Origin of the sequence: Bradyrhizobium manausense, from assembly GCF_018129685.1 — a bacterium.
GTDB classification, from domain to species: domain Bacteria; phylum Pseudomonadota; class Alphaproteobacteria; order Rhizobiales; family Xanthobacteraceae; genus Bradyrhizobium; species Bradyrhizobium manausense_D.
On the sequence record NZ_JAFCLG010000001.1, the window covers coordinates 1,095,001 to 1,111,759 of the forward strand.

Genomic DNA, 16,759 nt, shown 5'->3' on the forward strand with positions numbered 1-16,759 from the left:
CTTAAATTATAATCCGAATTATGATTATGATTTAGGACGGATGCAAGCGCGAACGCGACCATCGTTCGATGAGTCTGGATCCCGCGATTTCGACCTGCCGGGCGTCGCTCCGTCACGCCAGAAGCGCAGTCGCGAGACGACGCTGGCGTTGCTGCGGGCCGGCGCCGACATGCTGCGGACGCGCAGCCTCGCCGAACTCTCGATCGAGGCGCTGTGCGCCGAGGTGGGCGCGACCGTCGGCGCCTTCTACAGCCGTTTCGAAAGCAAGGAGGCCTATTTCAACGCGTTGATGGCGCTGGCAGCACGAGACGGCGAACAACGGCTCGGCGAGATCAAGCCACCGTCACCGGATACAGGCCTCGACAAGCTTTGCCACATCGTCGTCGGCGGCATCATCGTTTGGATGTACCGCCACGAAGGCGTGCTGCGCGCCGCGCTTCAGCACGACGACACTCGGCGAGACAAATGGACCCCATTCAAAGCGCTCGCCAAGACAACCACAGAACGCGCCACCCCTCTCCTGCTGCCGGCCATGGGCAAGGGCCGCGCGGCCGCCAAGACCCGCACCATCGCGTTCGGCTTTCAGGTCGTGCTGGGCACACTGGTGAACGCGATCCTCAACGATCCCGGACCGTTGTCGCTTCGGTCGAAAGAGATGGAGACGCGACTCGCCGGTTGTTTGCTGCTGCTGCTCGAGGCGGAAAGCGGTCAGTCCACGCCCAAATAAGCCTTCTGCACCTGCGGATCCTCCGCGAGCGCCGCCGCAGTGCCTGACAGCACGCTCTTGCCCACCTGGAGCACGGTGGCGAAGTCCGAGACTTCCAGCGCGAGCTCGATCGACTGCTCGGCGAGCAGGATCGTCAGCCCCTCGCGATGCAGGCGGCCGAAGGTCTCGTACATGGACTCGACCACGGCCGGCGCAAGGCCGAGCGACGGCTCGTCCAGCATCAGCAGCTTCGGATCGCTCATCAGCGCACGGCCGACCGCCAGCATCTGCCGTTCGCCGCCGGACATGGTGCCGGCGCGCTGGTTACGACGCTCCTTCAGCCGCGGAAAGATCTCGTAGACGCGCTCCAGCAGCGTCGCCTGGTGCGATTTATCGTGCAGCGGCGCCGCACCGAGCTTGAGGTTGTTCTCGACGCTCTGCTGCACGAACAGCCGCCAGCCCTCCGGTGACAGCGCCAGCCCCTTGCGCACGATCGCAAAGGCCTTTTGACCGGCGATGTCTTCGCCGCGAAAGCTGATCGTGCCTGAATGCACCGGAATGAGGCCCGCGATCGCGTTCAGCGTCGTGGTCTTGCCGCCGCCATTGGAGCCGAGCAGCGCGACGACGCTGCCTTCGGGCACTTCCAGCGAGACGTCGGAGATGCCGATGAGGTCGCCGTAGCGCACCTCGAGATGTTCGATCCTCAGCAACGGTCCGCTCATAGGCCCGGCCCGCCCATCAGTTCGACCGGCGTATGACCGGCGGCGGCCTTCGCAGCGCGCTTGCCGAGATAGGCTTCTATCACGGCCGGGTTCGAGGTGACCTCGCGCGGCGAACCGCGGGCGATCTCCTTGCCCTGATGAAACACCATGACGCGGCTTGCGAGCGACATGATCACTTCCATGATGTGCTCGACGATCACGAGCGTGATGCCGGAACGGTGGATGTCGCGGACGAGATCGATCGCGAGCTTCACCTCATGCGCGTTGAGGCCTGCCATGGCTTCGTCGAGCAGCAGCACTTTCGGCTCGGTCGCGAGCGCACGCGCGATCTCCAGCCGCTTGCGGCCGGGGGTGCCAAGCGAGCGTGCCGGCGCATCGGCAAGCCTGATCATGCCAACGCGCTCCAGCACGGCACGGGCTTTTGTCTCGGCCTCCTTGCGATGCGACGTGCGCAGGAATGCGCCGATCATGACGTTCTCGAGCACCGTCATGCCTTCGAAGGTCTGCGGCACCTGGAAGGTGCGCGCAAGTCCAAGTCCGGCACGCAGCTCCGGCGTCAGCTCAGTGATGTTGCGTCCCCCGAACAGGACGCTGCCGGACGTGGTCTTGAGATCGCCGGTCAAGCAATTGAAGAATGTCGACTTGCCCGCACCGTTCGGGCCGATCAGACCGAGAATGTCGCCCTGCTCCAGCGTTACGGAGGCGTCGTCCACCGCCTTGAAGCTGCCGAACGCCTTCGTGATCCCGCGCGCCTCAAGGAGCATGGCTTGCCCCCGTCTCGGTGGTTGGTTTCCTGCGCCGCATGAGCAGGCTGAGCAAGCCTCCCGGCTGGAAGCGCGCGATCAGCACGATGATCGCGCCATAGAGCACGAAGGTGAGGCCTGCGCCCTTGCCGCCGAGCCAGGAGTTGGAGATCTCCTCCAGCGGCACCAGGATCGCCGCCCCCACCAGCGGCCCGAACAGCAGCCCTGCTCCGCCCAGCGCCGCCATGATCAGAATCTTCACCGAGATCAGGATGCCGAGACCGGACTCGGGATCGACGAAGCCGAACATCATCGCATAGAGCGCGCCAGCCACGCTCGTCAGCGCCGCGCTCAGCATGTAGGCGTAGAGCTTGGTGCGGCTCGCGGGCGCGCCGAGCGAGCGCGCGGCACGCTCGGAATCCTTGATCGCACGCAGATAAAATCCCATCCGGCTGTTGGTCATCCACCATGTGATGAGAAGCGTGATCACGAGCACGGCGAGGAAGAGATAGTAATACGGCAGCGACGACAGGAACGAGAGATCGAAGATGTTGCGCGGGACCGTCGGCCCGGAGAGGCCGACGGCCGCTCCTAGCCAGTCGGTGTTGGTGACGATCAGCCGCATCGTCTCGGCGACTGCGATCGTCGCCATGCTGAAATAATGCCCTGACAGCCGCAGCGTCGGCACGCCGATGATCGCGGCAAGCCCGACCGCGATAACAATGCCGCCGGGAATCCCGAGCAATGGCGACAGCCCGAACTTGGCATAGCTCCCCATCGCGGCATAGGCGCCGCAGCCGAAGAACACGACATGCCCGACCGAGACCTGCCCGGCATAGCCGCCGACGATATTCCAGGCGGAGGCCGCGATGGCATAGAGCAGCACCAGCGCACCCAGGCGCTGCTGGAACGGCGAGGACAGCAGCAACGGATAGGCGATCGCAGCGGCTGCGACGACAGAGAGCCAGATCAGGCGCCGCATCACATCTTCCCCATCAGGCCCTGTGGCCGGAACCAGAGGAAGGACAGGAACAGGACATAGACGACAATGTCCTTGTAAACGGCGCCGATCAGATAGCCGGACAGCGACTCGATCACGCCGATCAGCAGACCCGCGACGAGCGCGCCCGGCACGCTGCCGAAACCGCCGAGCGAGACCGTGACGAAGGCGACGATGCCGAGCGTCTCACCGACAGTCGGAACGATGTAGAAGAAATTCGCGATCAGCGCGCCGGCCAGTCCGGTCGCGCCAGCCGCAATCGCCCACGCGATCGCCTGCATGGTGTCGGGACGGATGCCCATCAGCTGCGCCGCGGTCTGATCCTCGGCCACCGCCAGCATTTTCGAGCCGAGCGAGGTGCGGGTCAAAAGCAGGTGCAGGCCAAGCGTCACGAGCAGCGCGACCACGCCGGCCAACAGCCGCGAAGCCTCGATCCGCAGACCCAAAAAGGCATAGGTGCCGCCGACGATGTTTGGCGGCATCGACAGGAAGTTGGCGCCGAACCACCAGAACACGGAATAGCGCAGCAGGAGCGCGAGCCCGAAGGTGCCGAGGATCTGCGCCAGCATCGGCCCCTTCATGATGTCGCGGATCAGGGCAAAATAGACGACGACGCCGACGGTGGCGAGCACCAGGGTCGCCAGCGGCGCACCGAGGATCGGCCCGCCGCCCATCAACGTGTAGACGACATAGGCGACATACATGCCGAGCATGACGAAATCGCCATGCGCGAAATTGACGATGTTCATCATGCCCCACACCAGCGTGAGGCCCGAAGAAAACAGGGCGTAGACGGCGCCAAGCAGAAGCCCGCCAACGATCACCTGCACGAGAACAAAAGACATCAGCCGCGTTGCTCTGATCAAATGGCATCAAAAAAGGCGGGGCTGAGCGCCCCGCCTTCGAAAAATCTCACCAGCCCTTGTAGGGAAGCACCGGCGGCTTCTCGGCACTGGCCTTCGGCCACACCGCGACATAGTTCTCGCCGTCCTGGAGCTGGATGATGAGGCCGGAGGCAAGGGTGTTCTGACCCTTGTCGTCGAACTTCACGCCCTTGTAGCCCATCATCAACTGCTCGGGCTTCAGATCCGTCGCCTTCAGCGCCGCCTGGATTTTTGCGGGATCGGTCGAGCCGGCGCGGTCGATCGCGTCGGCCAGCACGAAGAAGCCCTGCATCTGGCGGCCGACCGTGTCGTCCATCTCCTCGCCGCTCTTCTTCTTGTACATGTCGGCGATGATGGCGGACGGCGATCCCGACGGCCCCACCGCCCATGACGAGCGGTTGAACACGCCTTGAGAAATCTTGCCGACCGCCTTGATGAAGGACGGATCGGAATAGCCGGCATCGTCGGCGAGCAGCACGGCCGGCTTGTAGTCGAGCGACTGCATGGTCTTGGCGAACAGGATCGCGTCCGACGTGTAGCTGATCATGATGACGACGTCGGGCTTCTTGTCCTTGAGCTGGAGCACCTGGCCCTGAACGTCGGTTGCGTTGACGGGATAGGCGACGTCGGCGGCGATGGTCTGGCCCTTCTCCTTGAAGGCCATCGCGATCGTGTTCGCGACCGACGTGCCGTATTCGGTATTGTCATGAACCAGCGCGACGCTGTCGGTCTTTGCGCCCTGCGCCTTGAGATCGGCGAGGAAGTCGACATAGGCCTTGGCGAAGTCGGTGGCGATCGGCGTGGTCCGGAAGAACCATTTGAAGCCGCGCTCGGTGAGATTGGCGGCGACCGATTCCGAGTTCAGATAGGGAATGCCGTATTTCTCGGCGATCGCGCTCGAGGTCAGCGTAATGCCGGACTGGTAGGCGCCGAACACGGCCGCGACCTTGTCTTCCGTGATCAATCGCAGCGCCTGGTTCTGCCCTGTCGCCGGGTTGCCCTGGTTGTCGGCGAAGACCGCCTCGATCTTGGCGCCGCCGAGGCCGGCAAGGCCTGCGTTCTTCGCCAGCGGCAATGCGCCGAGCTCGGGGTGAGCGGTGTTGATGATGTCCATGGCGACCTCGATGGCCGCCTTGGCGTGCGCGCCGATCGAGGCGGTGCCGCCGGACATCGGCATGATGACGCCGATCTTGACCACCTTGTCCTCGGCGCGCGCGCCGGCGGCGAGCACAAGGGACAGCGCGGCCGCGCACAGCAGCCCCGTGACGTGCTTCAATGTCATGAAATCAGACCTCCCAAAGGGGTTTCCCCGACCCAGATTTCTTGGAGAGCGTGAGCGAAACGCCCGCCTCCGATTGATTATGCCTGGCGCTGCGAAGATGGCATGCCGGATTATCACCGGCAAGGTGAAAGGGATTGCAACGATGCTGCATCAGGAGGCGGCAATTCCGCACGGCGCGTGCGGCACCGTTCAATCTGAGATGGCCCACCTGGATCGGCGCAATGCCCAGGGGCGGGCGCAGCCATCTCACGGCAAGTTTCCCCGCGGGCGACGAGGCAGGCACTACAATCCCGGCGATCTCGCCGCCCAAGCCTTGGTGGCCTGGCAGCGTTCCATCGCTCGGGCATAGGCAGGGCGTGCCGTCGTGCGGGTGAGATAATCCCGCTCGATCGAACCGGGGACATAATTGCCGGTCCGCAGGCCAAGCAGGAGGGCGTAGCTCACCGAGATATCGGCGGCAGTGAACCGGTCGCCGGCAAGATAAGGGCAATCCGCGAGGCGGCGGATCACCAAGGCCAGCCGACGGTCGAATGTCTCGCGTGCCCAGCGGGTCACGCGGACGTCTCGCTCGGCTCCGGGCGCCATTTGGCGCCCGACAATGACGGCGTTCATCGGCCCGGCGAGCCCGGCCTCGCCCAGATGGAGAAATTGCAGGTAGGACGAGCGTTCCTCGATTGGGGCTGGATGCAACAGCGAAGAGTCCTCGGGCAACGGACAAAGCGTGCGCTCAGCCGGCCATGTCACTCGCGCGCAGCAGCATCGTGAAGCCGCCATAGATCAGGCGTTTGCCATCAAACGGCATGCCAAAGCTCTTGAACCGCTCGTCGGCCATCACCTTGGCGTTGACCGCATCGCGGGTCTTCCGGTCCGGATAGATGATCCAGGAGAACACCACGAGCTCATCCTCCTTCGCCATCACGGCGCGCGGAAACGACGTGAGTTCGCCATAGGGCACGTCATCGCCGATACATTCGACGTAATCGAGCGCGCCATGCTCCATCCACACCGCGCACGCCGTTCGCGCCAGCGCCTTGTAGGCCTCGATCTTGTCCTTCGGCACGGCGAGCACGAAACCATCGACATAAGGCATCACGGATCTCCTTGGGTTGGGTCTCCCAAGGACGATGATGCGCGCGCCGATCCGACGCGCGAAGACGCGTTTTTTGCGTGAGGCAAACCGTCGCGAGCGGTGAAGCGCCGGCCGGATGGATCCGAGGGCATCCTGACCTGTTGGGACCACCTGAAATTGGCTGGGGAACCTGGATTCGAACCAAGACAAACAGAGTCAGAGTCTGTTGTGCTACCGTTACACCATTCCCCAACGGAATAGTCGAACAAATTCAATATCTTACTGACTTGTCCGACTGCGGCCGGAAGCGCTGATAGCGCAAATCACGGCTCAGGCGTGGCAGCCTTCTACCTGCTCAGCCCTGGGCTGGCAAGCGCGGCGGTGGATCGATCAAACCTTCGATTTCCACAGCGCTCGGACGTGCAGCTGCCCCCTCCGTCGGGATGTTCGGCGGCTCGCTCACCTTCCGCAAGGAAGCACCGCAGTGGCGGAAGACGGCTAGAACGCCGCCTCGTACATGTTCAGGATCGCATCGCGGCCGAGATCGCGCGGGTTATTGTCGAGCAGGCGCCTGATCGCGTGCGCCTCGTCGGCCATCACGCCGAGATCGCTCTTGGGCACGCCAAGCGCCGACAACCGCATCTCGACGCCGAGATTCTTGCAGAATGCGTAGGTCGCCTCGAATGCGTGCATCGGATCGTTCCGCTCGGGCAAACCGAGCGCGCCGAGCACGGCGATCGTCTTCTCCGCGACCGCCGGCATGTTGAACGCCAGCGTGTGCGGGAAGATCATCGCGCAAGCAAGACCATGGGCGATGTGGTGCCGCGTGCCGAGCGGATAGGCCACGGCGTGACCGGCGGTGGTGTTCACCGGACCCAGGCAATAGCCGCCGTAGAGCGACGCCAGCGAAAGACCGGCGCGGGCCTCGCGATCGTCTCCATCGGCCACCGCGCGCTCGAGATAGCGGCCGACCAGCCGTGCGCCTTCGAGCGCATAGAGGTCGATCGTCGGATGCGCCTTGCGGCTGGTATAGGCCTCGACGCAATGCGCCAGCGCATCGACGCCGGTGGCCGCCGTGATCTCCTTCGGCACCGTCACCGTCAGATCGGGGTCGACGATGGCGATGTCGGCCAGCATGAAGCGGCTCTGCACCGCCTGCTTGTTCTGGCTCACGGGATCGGTCACCAGCGCGCGGGTGCCGGCCTCGCTGCCGGTGCCCGAGGTGGTCGGGATCTGCATCAGCGAAACGCTGCGGCCGGCGACCTTTTCCGGCCCGACGAGGTCGGCAAAGGCGACGTCGGACGTGCACATCACGGCAACCAGCTTGGCGAGGTCCATCGCACTGCCGCCGCCGAAGCCGACGACGAGATCGGGCTTGACCTGTTTCGCCATCGCCACCGCCTTCTCGAGATTGGGCAGGTCCGGCTCCGGCTTGACCTCGCCGAACACCTTCACTGCACCCGGCAGCGCCAACGTGTCGACGCGGCGCGCGTTGAACGGATCGGAGATCACGAGTGGCCGCCTGGCACCGATCCGCTCGGCAAAACGCGCAGCTGATGTGATCGTGCCGTTGCCGAATTCGAGGATGGTGGGGCGGAGGATTTCGATGGGCGTGAAGGCGTTGGTCATCTCTGGCTCGATCCCGTTACCTATCTCGTGACTTGGAAGCGCCGGCAGCAAGCCGCTCGGCATAGTCGATCGCCTCGATCAGGCTGTGCTCGTTGGCGATGCCCTTGCCGGCGATATCGAAAGCGGTGCCGTGATCGACGGAGGTGCGGATGATCGGCAGGCCCAGCGTGATGTTGACACCGGAAAGCTCCTGCCAGCGGCCGGTGGCGGGATCGACCTGGAAGCCCAGCAGCTTGACGGGAATGTGCCCCTGGTCGTGATACATCGCGACCGCGGCATCGTACTGGCCGGCGCGCAGCTTGACGAAGATGGTGTCGCCGGGCACGGGGCCGACGACGTCGAGACCGTCGGCGACAGCCTTCGCAATCGTCGGCATGGAGACGTCGATGTCCTGCCGGCCGAACAGTCCGCCCTCGCCGGCATGCGGGTTGAGCGCGGCGATCGCGATCTTGGGCTTGGCAATGCCGAGCTGGTGCAACGCGTCGTTGGTGAGATCGATCACCATGCGCAGCCGCTCCGGCGTCAAGCGCTTCGGCACGTCCTCCAGCGCCACGTGCGTCGAAACATGGCTGACGCGCATATTGCCATGGGCGAGCAACATCACCGAGCCACGCACGCCGGTGAGATGCGCCAGCATCTCGGTATGGCCGGGAAAGTGATAGCCGGCCTTGTTGAGCGCTTCCTTGTTGAGCGGTGCCGTGACGATCGCTGCCGTGCGGCCAGCCTGCGTGAGACGGACGCCCTGCTCGATCGCCTTGTAGGCAAAGCGGCCACCATCGGCGCTGAGCAGCCCGGGCTTGATCGGATCTCCCTCGGCGTCGGCTTGCAGGTAGCAGAGATTGGGCCAATCGCGATCGTCGGCTGTCACTTGCGGGATGGCAATGTCGGCGCCAAGCGCGGCCTTCGCACCGTCCAGCGCCGCGCCGCTGCCAATGATCAGGATTCGCAGATCGCCGCTCGCGATCCGCTCCTTCAGGCCGACGCAGGCCTTGACGATGATCTCCGGCCCGATCCCTGCGGGATCGCCCATGGTGATGGCAAGATGACGAGAGGTCATGACGGACTCTCCATGTTGAGCAGATGATTGTCGCGCAGCAGATCGCGCCACAGCCCGCGCGCGCCGAACGCGCCGGATTTCGAGATGACATCGACGCCGGCCCAGCGGCCGCCTTGCAGCGTCGAACGCGGCAGACCCGGCACGATGCGTCCCGTGACCTGCAGCGCTTGCGCGCCGAGGGCAAGGCATACGGCCTTCAGCGTCTCGCCGCCGGCAACGATCAGCGTTCCCGGCGGATCGAGCGCCGCGGTCAGCATTGTCAATTCATGCGCGATGCGCCGCGCCGCCTCGGAACGTGGAAGGCCCTCGGAAAGCGTGAATTTTACCAGGGCCACATTGTCGTCTGCCAGCTTGCGCCGAACGGCCACGCCGTCTTCACCCTCGGCCAGCGCGACCGTCGCCTCGCCGCAGGCCGCAAGCTGCGACGCGGTGGCCGCCTGGTCGGAGCCGAACAGCCCGAGCACCGGCCGTTTCAAATCGGGCGACGTATCAGCCCGATGATTGCGGGCGAGCGCGCCGGCCAAACCGCCGCTACCGCACCACAGCACGGGTCCCGGCATGCGCCGTCCCATCTCGACGACGCGGTCGAGACAGAAGTCGCTTTCGGCATCGAACACCTGGACGCCGCCCTGCGCCAGCGTATCGGCGCCCGCCAGTTGCGCCTCGATGCCGTCCTGCTTCAGTTGATCGACGAGATTGCCGCCGACCCGATGCCAATCGCCCTGTTGCGTCCGCGCAAATTGTTGACCGCCGACGGTGCGACGCCCCTGATAGTCAAAGGCAGGCGCGACCACGCAGGACGCCCAATGGCGGGTGCTCAAGCACGCCCCAAGCTCGGCGGTCCAGGCGCCGCGGAGCAGGCTGTCGACTTTCTTGTAGGCGATCGTGCCATCACGAAGCAGCGGCGCCAGCCGGGCGACGATCTCGACGCTTTCAGCCTTCGAACGCTCCCTTGTACCGCTGTCGATGGCAAGGCTCCGGGAAGCGGACGCCGCCGGCGCGTCCGACCAGATAACGTCGAACGGTCCGCACAGGCCGACGAACTCCGCCGCGGTGTCGAGCGCGCCAGTGAGGTCGTCGGCAAGCAAGCGGACGGTGGTCATCGTCATGCGGTTCCCGTCCGCCCTACGCGGCAGCCGCGAGTGCCCCAGCATTCGCAAGCAGCTCTTTCACCTGAGCCGCCGGCAAGTTCTCCAGGGGCGGCCGCAGACGCTGCCAGCCAGCGTGACCGGTCCGCTCGGCCATCAGGGCCTTCAGCGAAGGCATCTGCGCAAAACGCGAGACCAATTCACGCGCCTTCACGATCCGCGCCTGCGCCGCCTTGAGCGCCGCGTCGTCGTCGCTGTCGCGGAAATGCTTGAAGACATAGGCGAGATCGCGCGCTACGAGGTTCGAAGTCGCGGTGATGCAGCCCGCGCCGCCCTTGCGCAACAGCGGCAGCAGCAGAGGGTCGGCGCCGGTCAGAACCGAGAAGCCGGGGAAGCGCTCGACCATCGCGGTCATGTTGGCGAAGTCGCCGGAGGAATCCTTGATACCGACGATGGTGGACGGATAGGCCTTGCGCAGTCGCTCGATCAGCGCATGCGAGATCGGCTGCATCGACATCTGCGGGATGTGATAGAGCACGATTTTCAGCCTGGCATTGCCGATACGCTGGATGATCTCGCTATAGGCAGCATAGACGCCGTCGTCGCTGACGTTCTTGTAGTAGAACGGCGGCAGCATGACCACGGTCTCGACGCCGACCGACAGGGCGTGGCGCGTCAACGCGATGGTCTCGGTGAACGCAACGACGCCGGTGCCCGGCAGCAGTTGGTTCGGCTTGATGCCGCCGGCGATCACGGCCTCCAGCAGCGCGGTGCGCTCGGAGGCCGAAAAGGAGTTCGCCTCCCCCGTTGTGCCGAGCATGGCGATGCCGTCGCAGCCTTCGTCCAGCAGGTAACGGCAATGCGCGAGGAAGCGCGCATGATCGGGCGCGAGCTCGGCATCGAGCGGCGTCAGCGCAGCGGAGAACACGCCATTTGGATGCAAGGATTGGGGGTGGAGCGACGATATCGACAAGGCTTCCTCCGATCGTCAGATCGATGTTGTTCGGAATGCGAACATTTGTTATAATCTGTCCCGTTGGTAAGATCAGGCTGCCACGGCGTCAAGGGCTGCGGCTGTCATGGCAGGGCATACAGACATGGCCAAGGTCGAAAAGAAGGCAGCGAAGCTATCATCGGAAGCGGCTCTGAAAGCCCCCGAGAGCAGGAATCCCAAGAATAATCCGAAGAATTACGTCGCCTCTGTCGGCAAGGCCTTTGCCGTGCTCGAGAGTTTCACCAGCGAGGCCTTCGAACTCACGCTGAGTGAAGTTGCCGCCCGCGCGGATCTCGACCGCGGCACGGCGTTCCGGCTGATCCAGACCCTGATCGAGCTCGGCTATCTCCAGGCGGTGCCGCAGAGCCGCCGGTTCCGCCTCGGCGTCGCCTGCCTCGACCTTGGCTACACCGTGCTGTCGCACGGCTCTCTGCGCGCCATCGTCGAGCCTCTGCTGCGCGATCTCGTGCCTGTGGCCGGCGATGCAGCCTCGCTTGGCATCCTCGATGGTGGCGACGTCATCTATCTCGCGCGCGTCAGTGCAGGCCTCGATCGCTACAAGATGGACCGCAGGCCGGGCACGCGCATCCCCGCCTACAGCGCGGCGCTCGGCCACGCCATGCTGGCGCATCTTCAGCGCGAGGATCAAATCCAGCGGCTGGAATCTCGGCCGCGCGTCAAGCTGTCGGAGCGGACGCTGACCGACCTCGACGCCCTGCTCACCCGGCTCGATCAGGTGAAGAAGAAGGGCCATGCCGTCTCCGACGGCGAGAACGCCTACGGCCTCCGCACCCTGGCGACGCCCATCCTCGACGCGCAGGGTTCCGTGATCGCAGGATTGAGCGTCACGGTGGACGCAATCCGCATGGACATGCCGACTTTTCGCGACCAGGCGCTGCCGAAACTGATGCAGCTGACGAACAAGGTGCAGGAGCTCGCGATCAAGTCAGGCTTGTTGAGCTGATCGCCTCTCCAGTCGAACGCAGCCCGACTTCTATTCCGGCACGAGCGATGCAAGTCCGGTCTCGATGATGGTGATTTCCTCACTCACCTGGGCGATGGTCTGCTTGGGATCGACGCCGGTCACAGTGACCAGCTGCCGAAGCAGATCCTGACGGTGCGCCAGAATATCTTCCAGCGCGTCGCGATCATTCAGCCTCACATAGCCTTCTACGATCAATTCAACGGAACGGGACATAACTACTCTCAATACAAGCCGATTTCTGATCCTCGAAAATATCGTGCAGGCGCAGGGCTGCGGGAATGAAGTCGCGTCAACCTTGACAGGTAACATTAATGGCCATGCAACGGACTGCCTAAACAACGATACGATCGAAGTCTGCGGCGATCCGGACCTTCGGAAAAATCGCTGCCGCCTCGGCCAGGATCTCGTCGTCCTCATAGCGGCCCGACAGATGCGTGAGCACGAGCTGCTGCACATTGTTCGACGCAGCAAGCCGGGCCGCCTCTGCCGCAGTGAGATGGCCATAGTCCCGTGCTGTCGACGCATCCCGATCCAAAAACGTCGCCTCGATGACCAGCAGATCGGCATCTTCCAGGTGTTTTGACAGACCCTCGGTGGTCTCGATGTCGCCGATCACGACCAGCTTCTTGCCGCCGCTCGGCGGCCCCAGAACATCCTGAGGATCGATCGTCCGGCCGCCTTCAATGGTGATGGGCCGCCCTGCGGCAAGCTCACCGCGCATGGGACCATCAGGCACACCAAGCGCAGACAGTCGATCGGGCAAGAGGTGGCGGCGCGCGGGAGTTTGGAAGACGAAGCCAAAACTGTCGGTGTCGCGATGGCGGACCGGAAAACAGGCGATGGTGAAATCGCCGGCGTCGACGACCTGCCCTTCGGACAGCGGCGCGAACCGTACGGGAATCGGCGCCCGGCCCTCGCCCCACAGGCCTGCCAGCATGCGGATGACGAGATCGAGCGTGCCGGGCCCGCCATGCATCGTCATCATTTCGGACGTCTGCCGTAGTCCCAATGTCGAGAACAGGCCGGGGATGCCGAGCACGTGATCGAGATGACCATGCGTGAGCAGGATGCGATCAAGTCGGCGAAAGCCGGCGCCGCTCCGCAGCAGCTGGCGCTGCGTGCCTTCACCGCAGTCGATGAGCATGCGCTGGCCCGCGACCTCAAGAAGAAGCGCAGGATGGTTGCGCTCTGCGGATGGAACGCTGGCCGAGGTGCCGAGAAATGTCAGGGTGAACATGGATGTCACTTTGTCCGGCGGACGGTGGCTCGTCCAGTCTTGGCGCCTTATGCGGGCTTCGACTACGCCTCGGCTTCGCGCGCCCGATCCAGATGCCGTCGATGGCGTTCATCATGGGCGTACTGCCACCGGTGCTATCCAGCGGCGCCGGCTCAGAAATGCGCCGCGCCATTGGCTTTGCCGTGTTCTCCGGCATGATCGGCGTCACCGTGTTCGGTCTGTTCCTGACGCCGGTGTTGGATGTGCTGCTGCGGACCCTCGCCGGCATGAAGCCGTGCGGCGCCGGCGACCGACAGCTATTTCCGGTTCTCCTCGCAGAATTTCAGCGCGGCGAGCGCCTCGCCCGCGCGCGGGATCTGCATCTCGATGCTGTCGTCGTCATCGTCCTCGAAGTCCAGCGTGAGACGCTTGGCTTTCGACAGGCGATCCATGATCGACTGGTCGTACTCGAAGATGCCGCGCACCGTGGTCTTGTCCATGACTTCCCACTTCGCCTTCGACATGATGTCGGCATCGTCGGTGCCGACGTCGGCTTTCAGGATCTCGCCGACCTTGTCCCACTCCCAGCCGTCATAGATCATCACGATCACGATGGCCTTGTCGGAATAGGTGATGACGATGACGTAGTCGCGGTTCTCGTCGTCCTTGTCCTTGTCCTTGTAGCCGCGGCTGGCGTTGCAGTGAGTGTCCTGCGTGCGCTTCTCGATGGTCCAGTCACCGACCTTGGATTGTTGCGCGACCGCAGGCGCGGCACTCAAGGCGCCCACAAGCAGCGCAGCGGCAAGACGGAATCTTTTCATGTCGGCCTCCAGCGTTTTCCCCGGGGCCAAACTGATCACCTCTCCCGGCACGCCGCAAGAGCTTCGGCCGGTCCCCCCGGCCGGAGCTCAACGGCGTAAATCGCCTAGGGCTGCCGCGGCACAATCGCGATCGGGGTGAAGGTGTAAACCTCCTCGCCGTTCTGGTTGAACATCGTCCATTTCACCAAGGCGATGCCCTGCGGCTTCGACTTCGATGGCGTCAGGCTCATGACTTCGCCGACCAGGTGCACGCGGTCGTTCGGTCGCACCGGAAGCGTCCAGCGCAGCCCGTCGACGCCGGCACCGATCAGCGGGTGCGGCCCGAAGGGACGGGTCTGGATTGCGAGGTTCATGGCAATCGCGGCGGTGTGCCAACCCGAGGCCGCCAGGCCCTTGAACAAGGTGTCCTTGGCGGCCTCGTGATCCAGATGCATTGGCTGCGGGTCGAATTCGGCGGCAAACCGCTTGATGTCGGCCTCGCTCACCACAACCTCGGGGGATTTGAAACGCATGCCGACGGTGAGATCGTCGAACCAGGCGACCTGTGCCATGATTTTGCCTCGAAATGTGACGTGCCGCCCGCGCGTTGCGCACGGCTAAGGGGATGGATTGGATTTGGGATGTAGCGGCTCGGCCGCTCGCGGGCTAGATCCCGGTTCCCCGCGAAACCCGTTTCCCAGTTCGACGAAACACGCCTGAAACAGATGGACGGTTATCTAACCGTCAAAATCATACAGGGACGTGCGTCATGCAATTCTTCCTCGACCTGATCTACGAATATGCCTGCTGCCAGCATCTCGTCGCCCAGCCGCTTGGGGAGGACGAACGATGATCGAATTCATCTCTGTCCTGCTCGCGCTTTGCAGCATTGCCGTCTTTGCGGCGCATGCGCTGGATGCCTATCGCACCACGCACTAGTCAACGCGCGTCGCTAGAACGGCCGCCGGTAGAAGTGCTCCGAATGCGTCGCCGGCGGAAACCGGTTGGCGAGCGCTAAGGCCCCCTTCTCGTCCGTCTCGAGCGCAATCTTCTGCGCCAGCATCACGTCGCCGGGCACGAGGAAACCTGACGGGACGAAGCACCACCCCATCGTAGCATTGCCTGATGCGTCGACCTCGTGGACGTTGGCGGCGGTGCCGTAATGGATGCGATAGCGCTTGCCGCTGTCGCAACCGATGACGTCGAAATGCCGGTGCTGCTCGAACTGAGCGCGCTGCTCATCGGACAGCCATTCGGACAGCAGCCGCCTTCCCCGCGCTTCCGGCGTATTCTCGCCGAAGAAGCGCCGGTAGAGCTCGCGGAGCGCGTGCAAACGCGCCCGCGCGGGCGCGCGGAGCCTGAAGACCGCGATCATGGGCCGTTCAGATCAACCGCCGACCAGGCGGGGATAGAACAGCGTTTCCCGCGCCGTCGGGTCGAACGATTTGATACGCGTGACTTCGCCCGGCCCGGTCCGGTACGCGGCGGTAAAGCCCGCGCCGGTCAACTCCCGAAAGCGTTGTTCGGCCCGCGCCAACGCTTCGGCATTTTCGGGATCAAACTCGTGGCGCGTATCGCCCGTCTGATCCATCACGATCTGGGTAGCCATGTTGAGTTCTCCTCATGCCCAGCCCTGAACTTGATCTAAGCAAACCTCGTGCCGTCAGTTCCTGATTGCTACAACTTTCTCACGCACGGTCCAGTCACGCCTTGCGGAGCGCCTCAGCGCGCTGCTGCCGCCCCGCCACCCCCATCGATTTGCCGGCCCATCAGCGCGATGGCCTTCTGGTAGACGCCGGCTGCATTCCACGCCTGGATGGCGGCGAAATTCGGCTCGCCGGGCTGGTAACCGGCTCCCGCACGCCAGCCATTGGCTTTCAGGAAATTCGCCGTCGAGCTCAGCGCGTTGGCGGCGACATCGAGATTGCCGGTGCCGTAGGCGAGGATGTTCTTGGGCATGAACTGGGTCTGGCCGACCTCGCCATGCATGGAGCCGCGGGTCGAGCCCGACAGCGAACCGCGGTCGATCAGCTTCAGTGCCGCATAGAGCTGCTCGGTGAAGAATTCAGGGCGGCGGCAGTCATAGGCCAGCGTCGCGATCGACGAGAGCATGTTCTGGTTGCCGCGCTGGCTGCCGAAACCGGTTTCCATGCCCCAGATCGCGATCAGCGGGCCCGGCGGTACGCCGTAGCGCTGCTCGATCGAAGCGAACATCGCGGCCTGCGACTGCTTCAGCGACCGGCCGCGCGCCACGATGGTGGTCGCGCCGCGCTTGGCCAGGAACTGGTCGAGCGACAGCGAAAAACTGTGCTGGCTGCGGTCGGCATTGATGGTCGCGCTGGCGTAATTGGTCTGCATCAACGCCGAGATCGCGGTCTGGCCGATGCCCTTGCCCTGCGCCTCCGCGCTGAACTCGCGCTTCCAGGCCTCGAACCCGCCGGGCCCGTTGCCGCATTGCGCGGCATGGACGCTGGGCACCAAGGACAACAACAGCGCAGCCGCGCCGATCATCGCCGTCGCAACGGTCCTGCCCTTGGTCATTCCTGCGTATCCTCTTCTCAAACTGCGCGACCGGCTCGCGCCC

20 protein-coding genes, 1 tRNA gene and 1 pseudogene are annotated in these 16,759 nt (G+C 64.2%); 3 read left to right on the forward strand and 19 right to left on the reverse strand.

All coding sequences use genetic code 11. From position 1 onward, the window contains the following. Nucleotides 1-40 precede the first annotated feature (40 nt). Nucleotides 41-727 (forward strand): TetR/AcrR family transcriptional regulator, encoded by a 687-nt coding sequence (locus JQ621_RS05410; protein ID WP_212233354.1) that lies wholly within the window; start codon nt 41-43, stop codon nt 725-727. Here the strand turns inward: JQ621_RS05410 and JQ621_RS05415 are convergent. The 12 genes from JQ621_RS05415 to JQ621_RS05470 form a co-directional block, all read right to left on the reverse strand. Next, nucleotides 709-1,428, reverse strand: coding sequence for an ABC transporter ATP-binding protein (locus JQ621_RS05415; protein ID WP_212233355.1), 720 nt, complete (start codon nt 1,426-1,428; stop codon nt 709-711). The genes JQ621_RS05410 and JQ621_RS05415 overlap by 19 nt on opposite strands. Further along, nucleotides 1,425-2,192, reverse strand: a complete 768-nt coding sequence (locus JQ621_RS05420; RefSeq protein ID WP_212233356.1) for an ABC transporter ATP-binding protein — start codon at nt 2,190-2,192, stop codon at nt 1,425-1,427. The genes JQ621_RS05415 and JQ621_RS05420 overlap by 4 nt, the downstream gene beginning before the upstream one ends. After that, nucleotides 2,182-3,153 (reverse strand): branched-chain amino acid ABC transporter permease, encoded by a 972-nt coding sequence (locus JQ621_RS05425; protein WP_212233357.1) that lies wholly within the window; start codon nt 3,151-3,153, stop codon nt 2,182-2,184. Before JQ621_RS05425 ends, JQ621_RS05420 begins: the two co-directional genes overlap by 11 nt. Then, a complete protein-coding gene (locus JQ621_RS05430; RefSeq protein WP_212233358.1) occupies nt 3,153-4,016 on the reverse strand; it encodes a branched-chain amino acid ABC transporter permease in 864 nt (287 codons plus the stop codon). Before JQ621_RS05430 ends, JQ621_RS05425 begins: the two co-directional genes overlap by 1 nt. A gap of 67 nt (nt 4,017-4,083) precedes the next feature. Next, nucleotides 4,084-5,337 carry an ABC transporter substrate-binding protein gene (locus JQ621_RS05435; RefSeq protein ID WP_212233359.1) on the reverse strand — a complete coding sequence of 418 codons (1,254 nt, stop codon included), beginning with the start codon at nt 5,335-5,337 and terminating at the stop codon, nt 4,084-4,086. Between the two features lie 282 nt (nt 5,338-5,619). Further along, nucleotides 5,620-6,027, reverse strand: a complete 408-nt coding sequence (locus tag JQ621_RS05440; RefSeq protein WP_249124670.1) for a glutathione S-transferase family protein — start codon at nt 6,025-6,027, stop codon at nt 5,620-5,622. Nucleotides 6,028-6,064: 37 nt separating this feature from the next. Further along, the gene (locus JQ621_RS05445; RefSeq protein WP_212233360.1) at nt 6,065-6,427 is read right to left on the reverse strand and encodes a DUF1428 domain-containing protein; all 363 of its coding nucleotides are present in this window, start codon (nt 6,425-6,427) and stop codon (nt 6,065-6,067) included. A 157-nt stretch (nt 6,428-6,584) separates the two neighbouring features. Beyond that, a tRNA-Gln gene (locus JQ621_RS05450) sits at nt 6,585-6,658 on the reverse strand. Between the two features lie 246 nt (nt 6,659-6,904). Further along, nucleotides 6,905-8,035, reverse strand: coding sequence for an iron-containing alcohol dehydrogenase (locus JQ621_RS05455; protein ID WP_249124673.1), 1,131 nt, complete (start codon nt 8,033-8,035; stop codon nt 6,905-6,907). 16 nt (nt 8,036-8,051) lie between these two features. Further along, complete coding sequence (gene pdxA / locus JQ621_RS05460; RefSeq protein WP_212233362.1) at nt 8,052-9,092, reverse strand: 4-hydroxythreonine-4-phosphate dehydrogenase PdxA; 1,041 nt, start codon at nt 9,090-9,092, stop codon at nt 8,052-8,054. Next, nucleotides 9,089-10,195, reverse strand: coding sequence for a four-carbon acid sugar kinase family protein (locus JQ621_RS05465; protein WP_212233809.1), 1,107 nt, complete (start codon nt 10,193-10,195; stop codon nt 9,089-9,091). Before JQ621_RS05465 ends, pdxA begins: the two co-directional genes overlap by 4 nt. 22 nt (nt 10,196-10,217) lie before the next feature. After that, a complete protein-coding gene (locus JQ621_RS05470) occupies nt 10,218-11,108 on the reverse strand; it encodes a dihydrodipicolinate synthase family protein (protein ID WP_212233810.1) in 891 nt (296 codons plus the stop codon). 169 nt (nt 11,109-11,277) lie between these two features. Between JQ621_RS05470 and JQ621_RS05475 the strand changes: the two genes are divergently transcribed. Then, nucleotides 11,278-12,138 (forward strand): IclR family transcriptional regulator, encoded by an 861-nt coding sequence (locus JQ621_RS05475; protein WP_212233363.1) that lies wholly within the window; start codon nt 11,278-11,280, stop codon nt 12,136-12,138. 30 nt (nt 12,139-12,168) lie between these two features. Here the strand turns inward: JQ621_RS05475 and JQ621_RS05480 are convergent, their stop codons facing one another. Further along, complete coding sequence (locus tag JQ621_RS05480; RefSeq protein WP_212233364.1) at nt 12,169-12,372, reverse strand: hypothetical protein; 204 nt, start codon at nt 12,370-12,372, stop codon at nt 12,169-12,171. A 118-nt stretch (nt 12,373-12,490) separates the two neighbouring features. Continuing rightward, a complete protein-coding gene (gene rnz / locus JQ621_RS05485; protein ID WP_212233365.1) occupies nt 12,491-13,396 on the reverse strand; it encodes a ribonuclease Z in 906 nt (301 codons plus the stop codon). Nucleotides 13,397-13,455: 59 nt separating this feature from the next. Between rnz and JQ621_RS05490 the strand changes: the two are divergent. Next, nucleotides 13,456-13,671: pseudogene (locus JQ621_RS05490) on the forward strand (efflux RND transporter permease subunit); the annotation flags it as partial. A 21-nt stretch (nt 13,672-13,692) separates the two neighbouring features. Here the strand turns inward: JQ621_RS05490 and JQ621_RS05495 are convergent. The 5 genes from JQ621_RS05495 to JQ621_RS05515 form a co-directional block, all read right to left on the reverse strand. Continuing rightward, nucleotides 13,693-14,196 carry a hypothetical protein gene (locus JQ621_RS05495; RefSeq protein ID WP_212233366.1) on the reverse strand — a complete coding sequence of 168 codons (504 nt, stop codon included), beginning with the start codon at nt 14,194-14,196 and terminating at the stop codon, nt 13,693-13,695. 104 nt (nt 14,197-14,300) lie between these two features. Continuing rightward, complete coding sequence (locus JQ621_RS05500; RefSeq protein ID WP_212233367.1) at nt 14,301-14,747, reverse strand: MaoC family dehydratase; 447 nt, start codon at nt 14,745-14,747, stop codon at nt 14,301-14,303. Between the two features lie 380 nt (nt 14,748-15,127). Further along, on the reverse strand, nt 15,128-15,550 hold the full coding sequence (locus tag JQ621_RS05505; RefSeq protein ID WP_212233368.1) for a hypothetical protein: 423 nt from the start codon (nt 15,548-15,550) through the stop codon (nt 15,128-15,130). Nucleotides 15,551-15,562: 12 nt separating this feature from the next. Next, a complete protein-coding gene (locus JQ621_RS05510; protein WP_027532266.1) occupies nt 15,563-15,784 on the reverse strand; it encodes a hypothetical protein in 222 nt (73 codons plus the stop codon). 113 nt (nt 15,785-15,897) lie between these two features. After that, on the reverse strand, nt 15,898-16,716 hold the full coding sequence (locus JQ621_RS05515) for a lytic murein transglycosylase (RefSeq protein WP_212233369.1): 819 nt from the start codon (nt 16,714-16,716) through the stop codon (nt 15,898-15,900). Between the last annotated feature and the right edge of the window lie 43 nt (nt 16,717-16,759).